Annotated in this window: 11 protein-coding genes; 7 read left to right on the top strand and 4 right to left on the bottom strand. The window is 48.3% G+C overall.

Annotated features, from left to right (window positions below; all coding sequences use genetic code 11):
- Together GOU96_RS15945 and GOU96_RS15950 are read right to left on the bottom strand one after the other, a co-directional pair.
- A partial coding sequence (locus GOU96_RS15945) for a putative inorganic carbon transporter subunit DabA (protein ID WP_324702014.1) occupies window positions 1-726 on the bottom strand: 726 nt, incomplete at its 3' end.
- Window positions 723-2,285: an NADH-quinone oxidoreductase subunit L gene (locus GOU96_RS15950; protein WP_267781760.1), complete on the bottom strand. Its 1,563-nt coding sequence runs from the start codon at window positions 2,283-2,285 to the stop codon at window positions 723-725. The genes GOU96_RS15950 and GOU96_RS15945, both read right to left, overlap by 4 nt.
- Window positions 2,286-2,403: 118 nt before the next feature.
- Between GOU96_RS15950 and GOU96_RS15955 the strand changes: the two genes are divergently transcribed.
- The 7 genes from GOU96_RS15955 (at window position 2,404) to GOU96_RS15985 (ending at window position 7,442) form a co-directional block, all read left to right on the top strand.
- Window positions 2,404-3,276 carry a LysR family transcriptional regulator gene (locus tag GOU96_RS15955; RefSeq protein WP_001216246.1) on the top strand — a complete coding sequence of 291 codons (873 nt, stop codon included), beginning with the start codon at window positions 2,404-2,406 and terminating at the stop codon, window positions 3,274-3,276.
- Between the two features lie 63 nt (window positions 3,277-3,339).
- The gene (gene almE, locus GOU96_RS15960; protein WP_267781758.1) at window positions 3,340-5,010 is read left to right on the top strand and encodes a lipid A modification system glycine--protein ligase AlmE; all 1,671 of its coding nucleotides are present in this window, start codon (window positions 3,340-3,342) and stop codon (window positions 5,008-5,010) included.
- Entirely contained in the window at window positions 4,994-5,230 is a 237-nt protein-coding gene (gene almF / locus GOU96_RS15965; RefSeq protein ID WP_000806242.1) for a lipid A modification system glycine carrier protein AlmF, read from the top strand. The genes almE and almF overlap by 17 nt, the downstream gene beginning before the upstream one ends.
- A 1-nt stretch (window position 5,231) precedes the next feature.
- A complete protein-coding gene (almG, locus tag GOU96_RS15970; protein WP_148519581.1) occupies window positions 5,232-6,053 on the top strand; it encodes a glycine--lipid A transferase AlmG in 822 nt (273 codons plus the stop codon).
- Window positions 6,054-6,208: 155 nt separating this feature from the next.
- Window positions 6,209-6,526: a N(4)-acetylcytidine aminohydrolase gene (gene yqfB / locus GOU96_RS15975; protein WP_029627540.1), complete on the top strand. Its 318-nt coding sequence runs from the start codon at window positions 6,209-6,211 to the stop codon at window positions 6,524-6,526.
- 29 nt (window positions 6,527-6,555) lie between these two features.
- Complete coding sequence (locus tag GOU96_RS15980) at window positions 6,556-7,014, top strand: DUF2127 domain-containing protein (protein ID WP_071178271.1); 459 nt, start codon at window positions 6,556-6,558, stop codon at window positions 7,012-7,014.
- A gap of 77 nt (window positions 7,015-7,091) precedes the next feature.
- Window positions 7,092-7,442: a DMT family protein gene (locus tag GOU96_RS15985; RefSeq protein ID WP_001068360.1), complete on the top strand. Its 351-nt coding sequence runs from the start codon at window positions 7,092-7,094 to the stop codon at window positions 7,440-7,442.
- A 144-nt stretch (window positions 7,443-7,586) separates the two neighbouring features.
- Here GOU96_RS15985 and GOU96_RS15990 read toward each other — a convergent pair whose 3' ends face one another.
- Together GOU96_RS15990 and GOU96_RS15995 are read right to left on the bottom strand one after the other, a co-directional pair.
- A complete protein-coding gene (locus GOU96_RS15990; RefSeq protein ID WP_324702015.1) occupies window positions 7,587-8,972 on the bottom strand; it encodes a class II fumarate hydratase in 1,386 nt (461 codons plus the stop codon).
- A gap of 15 nt (window positions 8,973-8,987) precedes the next feature.
- Window positions 8,988-9,368 (bottom strand): hypothetical protein, encoded by a 381-nt coding sequence (locus GOU96_RS15995; RefSeq protein ID WP_000431618.1) that lies wholly within the window; start codon window positions 9,366-9,368, stop codon window positions 8,988-8,990.
- Window positions 9,369-9,527: the final 159 nt, after the last annotated feature.

The raw sequence follows: 9,527 nt of genomic DNA on the forward strand, positions 1-9,527 counted from the left end.
TGCGAGATAAGCACACCAGGATGCCCAGCCACTGATGCGCATTAACACGGCTTGTAAATACGTTTCTTGTTGCGCAGGGGCAATAGCGAGTTGCGCTAGAGTTTGCTCGATGGCGGCCATAGCATCCTCGGGAAGCTTGGTGGCTTTTTGTTTTACGCTTGTCTCGTTGAGCAGCAGCGTGATGCTGCGATCGTGGATCATCGCCTCACGCCAAGTGGCAAAGAGTCCGGTTTGCTGATCTGGGCTCCAATCGGCTTGATGATGGTCAAAATAGGCGGCGCAAAATTGCGAAATTTGATGGGTGATGGCGTCATTCCATGCGGGATGATGCTCAAGATCACGCCGGCTATCGACGGTGTCGCACAGCAATGGCCAAGGATGACTCGGCGCTGTGGGCTGTTGTAAAGCGGCAATCAAGGTGGATTCGCTAAGGTCACTGTTTTGTTCAGCGATGGCTTGTTGCAAATCCGCTGATTGGATTTGCTTATTTTGCCAACGAAGGTGGTAATCACTGAGCGTCATGGTCATGGGGGAGGCGGCCAATTGTTTGAGCTCGGCGGCGGCTTGTGCAAAGGGCTTATCAATCCGTTTCCAATAAGGGCTCACCGCAATCATGCGATCCAGCGGCCAGTTAGGAGCAATCAAGGCGCAGACTTGTTCGACAAGTGTCGATAATGCTGGGTTAGCGGTAGTGCTTAAAGCTGAGAGCGAACGTGGCGCATTCATACGCGTTCTCCTGTCGTCGGTTGCGCTTGAGTTGATGAATGAGTTGATGAAAGAGCGGTAGGCAGAGTCAATTGCACGGGCCAATATTTGAAGGTCAGGCGCGTAAAAGTCTCATCAAGATAAAAACCATGGTAAACCCAAGGATAGAGCCACAGTGATAAACGGCTTTTGGGGTAGAGGCAGAGCAGCACTTGCATCAGATACAAGGTGATAAAACAGAACATCACAAAGCTCAGCGCGAGTGGGCTAGCGGGGCGCAGCTCGGGTGCTAAACCCGCAAACAGCAGATGCCACACGAAATAGAGTTGGGTGAGTAGGGCAACCCGCAGCACACCGAGGCTCAAGCCACTTGGTGTAAAACGTCCACTTTGCCAAAGTAGCGGAGCAAAACCTAAGGCGAGAATCGCGACCACCGCATTGGGTAGATGCAAATCTGGTGTTAAGGATTGCCATAAATGGTGCAGTATCAGGATAAGCGCTGCGCTGAGCCCTACCGCGAGCAAGGCCCCCACGGCTTTACCATTGACACTTTGTGGGGCTTGAAAATCATGCAGACGTGCTCGCTCCACCGCTTCGCCAGAACTTAGGAAGGCATAAGCTTTATAAAGTGAATGTGCCACCAAATGGAGCAGGGCGAGCTCATATAAGCCTAAGCCGATTTCCATCAGCATAAAGCCCATTTGCGCGCACGTTGACCAAGCTAAACGAACTTTAATGCTGATCCGAGTCAGCATGACCATGCCAGCGAGCACCGCAGTGAGGCTACCGACGATCACCAGCAACCATTGCGCCGAAGGCGCAAGCCCAATCAGTTCTGCGACGCGCAGCAGAACGAATCCCCCCATGTTAACCACACCCGCATGCAATAATGCCGAGACTGGCGTTGGCGCTTCCATCACCTGAATCAGCCAGCCGTGCAGAGGTAACTGAGCGGTTTTTAAGATAGCAGCGAAGGCGAGCAACAACGCAGCCCCAGTTAAGCTAAGTGGCAGCGAATCCTGCGCGTTTAACGCGAAGTGAATCTCTTGTAGCGACAAGCTACCGACATCGAGATAGATCAAACCGAGCGCTAACAACAAACAGATTTCGGCAAAACGGCTGACTAAGAATTTTTTGTGTGCCACCACGCGTGCGGCTTTGCGCTCTGGGTAAAAGGTCAGGAGACGATGTAGGCCAACGCTGGTTCCGCTCCACGCCAGTACGATCACAAGCAGATGCTGACTGGTGACCAACAAGGCTACGCAGCTTAGGGTAAACAGCGTGGCGGTGACAAAACGCGCTTGCTGCGCTTCGCCTTGCAGATAACGATGGGCGAAGCGGGTTATCACCCAGCCTAGGAGCGAGACGAGTAGCGCCATCACGACGCCTAATCCATCGACAGGGACTAGGTTGATGCTCGCTTGTCCTATCGCAAAAAGGGTATTTCCAAGCATGGCGATGAAGCCAGCGAGAGTGGCGAACTTGGCGATACGCCACTGCTGTTGAGGTGACCATAAACTCAAGACAAGGCCACCAAGATACAAACTAACAAGGAGCCACTGGGGTGACAGTTCCGACATGGGTCGGCCTCCTGATTGAAAAATAAGATGTTATCGGTGGCGCTATTGTGGTTGCGAAGGAATGAGTAAGTAAAATATATTGTTATTAACAAAACGTTCTATAAAAGAGAACAAAGCGATGCGACATCTGAATTTTCACCATTTACATTACTTCTGGACTGTGGCTAAAGAGGGGCATCTCACTCGTGCTGCGCAGCAACTCAATGTGTCACAATCGGCGCTTTCTTCACAAATTCGTCAGTTAGAAGGTCAATTGGGGCATGATCTGTTTGTGCGCCAAGGGCGCAGTTTGCAGCTCACCGAAGTTGGGCATTTGGTTCTGGAATATGCCGAAAGCATATTTAACTTGAGCGGCGAGCTGCTTTCGATCATGGAGAGCGGTGAATTACAACGAGTACAGCAATTACGGATTGGCTCGGTGGCGACCTTATCGCGAAACTTTCAGGAAAACTTTTTACGCCCTGTGCTCGGTAAATCGGATGTGCGGCTTATCTTGTCTTCCTCTACCTTGGAAGATCTTCTAGGTCAGTTACAAATGCATAAGCTCGACCTGATCCTTTCCAATCGTCCGGTACCGAGTGACTCAACGCAGCCTTGGCGTTGTAAGCGCATTGCACAGCAAAGTGTCTGCCTTGTCGGACCGCCGAGCGACACTTTGCGCCGTTATCAATTTCCGCAGGATTTACCTAAAGTGAAAACCTTGGTGCCGGGGGCAAGCAGTGAAATTCGGCTGCAATTTGATCTGTATTGTGAACAGTTAGGGTTAGCGGTAACGCCCTACGCGGAAGTCGATGATATGGCGATGTTGCGTCTATTGGCGCGCGATGTGGAAGGCGTCACTGTGGTGCCCGAGGTCGTGGTACAAGATGAAATTGAAACAGGGCGGCTGTGCAATTACGGAACACTGGACGCGGTGACCGAAAGCTTCTACGCGATCACCACGAAACGCCATTTTGATATGTCTATTGTCAATCGGTTGCTCGACAACTAGTTGCGATTATGGGTTGTAGACTTTCGCGCCATAGAAAGGAGACCGGGCGCTCGGTAGCTGACAATGCCATACAATTCTGCGACAGATTTGTTACAGAGAGAGGGTTATGGTGTCGTGCATAACCAATTTATCAATAAAATGGCGATGTACTGCGAGACAAGACACTCTATTTTGGCGGCCATTCAGGCTAACCGACATGCCCCTGCATTATGGGTTAAACAGAAAAGCTACACCTATCAAGAGATGACCGATATGGCACTCTCATTGAGTGACTATTGGCATTTACAGGGCGTGCAGCGAGTTGCGATCCTTTCGGTGCGCGATCTCGCGGCTTATTCTGCGATTTGGGCGAGCTATTTGGGCGGTATGACTTATATTCCGCTCAATGCGCGAGCAACAACAGAACAGATCCAAGAGACGCTGATCGCGACACAATGTGATTCCATCATGGTAGACGCGCAGCAATTGAGTCGTTTGTCCTCCTTACTTGAGACTTGCATAGACCGATTACACATTTATGCGCTGCCTGATGTAGATATTGAACCGTTACGTCAGCAATATCCTCAGCACACTTTTCACACAGTGCAAATAACCGAGCAAGATGTGGAATTACTGGTAGCGAAATACCATTTAGACAATGAACATGAGTACGCTTATATCATGCAAACCTCAGGTTCGACTGGTAAGCCAAAACGTATTGCGGTCAGTTACAGTAATTTGCATAGCTATATCAGCCAAATTGACAAACTATTTCCACTCAATGCGCAAGATCGAGTTGGACAATATTCTGATTTGACTTTTGATCTTTCGGTACATGATATTTTTTACAGTTTGATCTCTGGTGCTTGTTTATATGTTGTGCCTGAATTGGCGAAATTAAGTCCAGCAGAATTTATTCGTCACCATCAATTAACGGTATGGCTTTCTGTGCCTACTGTTATTGAGTTGGCCCTACAAAGACAAACCTTAACGCCACACAGTTTACCTTCTCTGAGACTGAGTTTTTTCTGCGGACAAGCTTTGCTGCATGATTTAGCCGAACAATGGCAACAGGCTACCCAGCAGCCGGTGATCAATCTGTATGGTCCAACAGAGTGCACGATTGCCATTACCTATCATCGATTTGTCGCCCATTCAGGTATGGCATCGGTGCCGATTGGCCGTGCTTTTGAAGAGGAGTGTTTAGCCATTATCAACGAACAAGGTGAGTTGATGCGCTTTGAATCTGCACCCGAGGGGTATCGCGGAGAATTACTTCTGTCGGGTAAGCAGTTAGTGAAGGGTTATCTGAATGATCCGCTGAATACGCAAAGTGCCTTTTTCCAGCACGAAGGGCGTATTTGGTATCGTTCAGGTGACATTGTCACTAAATCAAATGGCGTGCTGATTCATCTTGGGCGCCGCGATCACCAAGTGAAAATTGCCGGACAACGGGTGGAATTAGAAGAGATTGAAACCGTTGTTCGCCGCGTGACTCAAGCGCACAGCGTGGCGATTGTACCTTGGCCTTTAAGTGAGTCGGGCTATGCCAGCGGCACGGTAGCGTTTGTGGATACCCATACCCAATGGCAACCAGGTCTGTGGTTGAGCCAATGCAAACAACAATTAAATCCGACTTTTGTGCCTAAGCGTTGGTATGCCATTGAACAATTACCAAGAAATGCCAATGGCAAAACCGATATTAAAGCTTTACAACAACAATTAGCGAGTCAGACATATGAAACAAGCCATTGAAAATATTCTTATTGAGCGATTACAAACCAGTATTGAGGGTATTTCATCGATACTCACCAATAAATTTTTCGATGAGTTTGATTCCTTCTCTTTCATCGATATTGTCGCCAAAGTAGAAAGCCAGTTTTCGGCACAAATTAATCTATTTGATATGCCATTAACTATGGAATCGTCAGTCAATGAAGTCATTGATTGGTTAGTGAGCGAAGTAGGGGAATAATGTGCGTATTTTTTGGTTAAAAGCGTTAACCTCAGGCTTATTTTATTTACCACTGTCGATAAAAAATGGTTTATGCCGCCTCGTGGCCAAGCCGATAAGTCGGAAAAAAATGGCAGCGGCTTTAACGCAACTTAATTACGCGTTACCTGATTTGAATGAGATAAAAAAGCAGGCGATTGTTGAGCAATCTACTCGCTTATCATTGAAGAATTTACTCGGGTTTTGCCATCTTAAGCGTTACCAATATCAAGTTGAACAGCCTGACTTGGTTCAAGAGATCCTAGATAACCAAGGCGGCGGTATTATCGTTTGTCCCCATATGGGCGTTTACGATGGGGTGACTTGGTGGCTTAACCAGCATGGGAAAAAAGCCGTCACCATTTTTGGTGCGGGCAGCTCAGGCGATCGTCCAGATGAAAATGCCATGATCTCCCAAGCTGCGAAATTAGCCGGAGTTCCCTATCTGCTACGCAAACAAAACTTGATGTTGGAGTTAGCACAGCGGATCAAACAAGGTGAATGGGTGGTGTTACATACGGATATGCGAACGGAAGGTGTGCCTGTTCGTTGGTTTGGGCAAGCCACACAATTGTCGGCAACGCCTTTTTTCCTTGCGCATAAACTCGCATGCCCGATCTATTTTCATTATGCGCTCAGTGAGGGGATGACGCAGAGACTGCATTTCTCGCGCTTTGCCTTGCACCAAACCGATGACTTAAGTCGCAATATTGCGCAGGATGCGCAGCAGTTAGCCGACATGATGCAGCAAGCGATCACCGCGCATCCCGAGCAGTGGATCTGGCTTTATCGGCGTTTTAAGTAAAAGCAATTCGGTGTATCTAAGAAGTCGATGTGGATGATTGAGCGCCACGCGCGATTCGCCAATTCATCACACCAACAGCCTCGATAATCCCTTGACCTCATTAGGGGAATGCTTCATAAAGCACCCCTGATACGCGATTTATCGAGGCTCTTAATATGTCCATCCCAACTCAAATTACCTTTTTTGAATTTTTGACCCCCTTGGTGGCCTCTGGTCAGAAGACCATCACCATTCGTGATAAATCGGAGAGCCATTATGTGCCCGGCACTCGCGTTGAAGTGTTCACGTTAGAAACCCAGCGTAAAGTGTGCGAGATAGATATTCTGGCGGTTGAACCGCTCAAGTTTGATGAGATCAACGAGTTTCACGCTGAGCAAGAAGCGATAGAATTACCCAAACTCAAGGCGCTGATCCAAGAGATTTACCCCAATATCGATGAGCTGTATGTCATTACTTATCAACTAGCGAAGTAATGGAACGCAAGAATTATGGTGAAATAAGCATGTCGAATACACACCAAGGCTTAAAAGTGGTCGCGATTTTAGAGTCGACCAAAGGGATTGTGTCGCTACTGTTGGGGTTAGGGCTGCACCATGTTGCCGGCGATAGCCTCCAGCAGTTGTTGCAAGATCTGTTGCAACACTTGCACCTTAATCCTGCCAGTTATTGGCCAGAGAAATTACTGCATCAAGCGGGGCTTCTCACCCATTTCAATTTGAACTGGGTGGCCGCAGGCGCGCTAGTGTATGGTGCGATCCGTTTGATTGAAGCTTATGGTCTTTGGCACAACTTATTGTGGACGGAGTGGTTTGCACTGCTCAGCGGAGCCATCTATCTACCATTTGAAGTGTATGAGTTGTTTACCCATCCTGGTGTATTCAGTATTGCGGCTCTGCTCATCAACCTAGTTATTGTGCTGTATATGTATCGGATTATCCGCAGTAAAGCATCGCAAAGGTAAGATGCAAACGGCATGGCGCTCCTGTAGACTAGCGCCGCCGTAGTTTGGGACGGTTATCCAAAGAGGACAGAGTAAAAATGAATCCGATTGTGGTCAGTGTCGGTCTGCTGATTTGCAGCAATGTGTTTATGACTTTTGCTTGGTACGCGCATCTTAAAGAGCTGAATAACAAACCGTGGATTATTGCGGCGTTGGTGAGCTGGGGCATTGCGCTGTTTGAATACTTACTGCAAGTACCCGCCAATCGAATTGGCTATACCGCACTAAATGTTGGGCAACTTAAAATTTTGCAAGAAGTGATCACCTTAATGGTGTTTGTGCCTTTCTCCGTCTTTTATCTGCGTGAACCATTAAAACTCGATTATTTGTGGGCTGGGCTTTGTCTGGTTGGGGCGGTCTATTTCGCCTTTCGCAGCAAGTTTGCTTAACCTTGATCTAGGCTCCTTATCGATCGTTTAGCGGCATAAAAACCGTAATGATATCTAGAATTCGCCCCTCCAATGAGGGGCGCATTCTTTTATAGCTAAGGTTTTATGGCTAAGGTTTTATGACTAGGGTTTTATGGCTAAGGTTTAATGGGCAATCCCACCTTGTGTGAGCTTTTTCGGGTCAAGCAGCGCTTCAAGCGTGGCGCGATCAAGATCCGTCTCTTCCGCAGCGACATCCAAAATCGCGCGGCTTTGCTGGTAGGCTTTTTTGGCAATATCAGCCGCTTTGAGATAACCAATGACAGGGTTCAAGGCGGTGACGAGAATCGGGTTTTTGGCCAAGGCTTTTTCCAGATTGTCATGACGAACTTTAAAGGTTGCGATGGCTTTATCGGCGAGCGCATGGCAGGCATTGGTCAATAATTCTATTGATTCCAGTAAGTTGTGCGCGATCACAGGCAGCATCACATTAAGCTGGAAATTACCGGATTGGCCAGCCACGGTAATGGTAGTGTCATTGCCAATCACTTGCGCAGCGACCATCGTCACGGCTTCTGGGATCACAGGGTTTACTTTCCCCGGCATGATCGAGGAGCCCGGTTGTAAGCCTTGCAACTCAATTTCCCCTAACCCCGCCAAGGGGCCAGAGTTCATCCAGCGCAAATCATTAGCGATTTTCATCAGCGCGACTGCGGCGGTTTTCAACTGACCAGAAAGGCCGACCACGCAGTCTTGGCTGCTTAGGTTATAGAAAAAATTGTCGCTGGGCTGAAAAGCAACATGACTCAATTGACTGAGGTTATCGGCAAAAATACGTGCAAAGCGCGGATCCGCATTAATGCCTGTGCCGACCGCTGTGCCGCCTTGCGCCAAGGCTTTGATGCGGGAAAGCGCATGGTTGATGCCTTGCGCGGCGTGGTCGATTTGGCTTTTCCATCCGCCCAGTTCTTGTGCGAAAGTCACGGGCATCGCATCCATCAAATGGGTGCGGCCAGTTTTGACCACATCAGCCAACTCTGACTGTTTATCCGCGAGAGTTTGGCTCAAATGCGCCAAGGCGGGGAGCAGTTGCTGCTCAATATTGATGGCCGCACTGACTTGGATTGCTGTGGGGATCACATCATTACTGCTTTGGCCCATGTTGACATGATCGTTTGGACTCACCGCATAGCCAAATTCACGCGAGGCGAGGGTGGCAATCACCTCATTGGCGTTCATATTGGAGCTGGTGCCTGAACCTGTCTGGAAAACATCAATCGGGAACTGTTCTGCATACTCACCATCAATCACCGCTTGCGATGCATTCGCAATCGCTTGGGCGATGTCGCCTTCTAAATGACCTAACTGCGCATTGGTCATCGCCGCCGCTTGTTTAATGTAGGCGAGGGCAGCAATAAACGCGCTAGGCATGGTGTAGCGGCTTAACGTAAAGTTATCTACGGCACGTTGAGTTTGTGCTTGATAAAGCGCATCAGCAGGGACTTTGACCTCACCCATGCTGTCTTTTTCAATTCGGTATTCGCGAGTCATAACAGATCCTTTTGGTTAATCAAGCGGGGCTTGAATTCGTTGTAATTGTTGTTTGAGTTGGCGTAAACGCAGTTCACCGTTATCCACTTGTTGATAACATTTGTTGAGCTCCATCAAGAGGATATAGATGGAATCAAGGCAGACGCGGCGGAAAATGCGGCTACGTGTAGGGTCTTGAATGGCATCTAAAAAATGGAAGTAGATTTGGCGTAGAAACAGTTCACACAGCAGGAAGTTTTGCTCTTTTGAACCTTGGTAATGGTGTGAGGCGAGTAAGCGCGCGCAATGAATGTAATCATAGATCACTTCGGGTTCAAAACCGCTCTCCACCTCATGCGCTAGAAATCGATCCTGCGCCTTAAAAAAGGCGTTGTATAACCACGTTCTGTTTTCCATATCCCCCTCCACTTATTCAAATGATAATTATTATCACATTGATGGTGATTGCAACCGACTTTTGCGTTTATGGACGAAAAAAACAGTCCAACCCGAACAGGAATGGCGAATCGTGTATACCCTTCCTACTTGAAGCTGCAGCAGTGTTGGCTACGTTCG

Origin of the sequence: Vibrio sp. R-1, from assembly GCF_035615595.1 — a bacterium.
In the GTDB taxonomy this organism is placed as follows: domain Bacteria; phylum Pseudomonadota; class Gammaproteobacteria; order Enterobacterales; family Vibrionaceae; genus Vibrio; species Vibrio cholerae.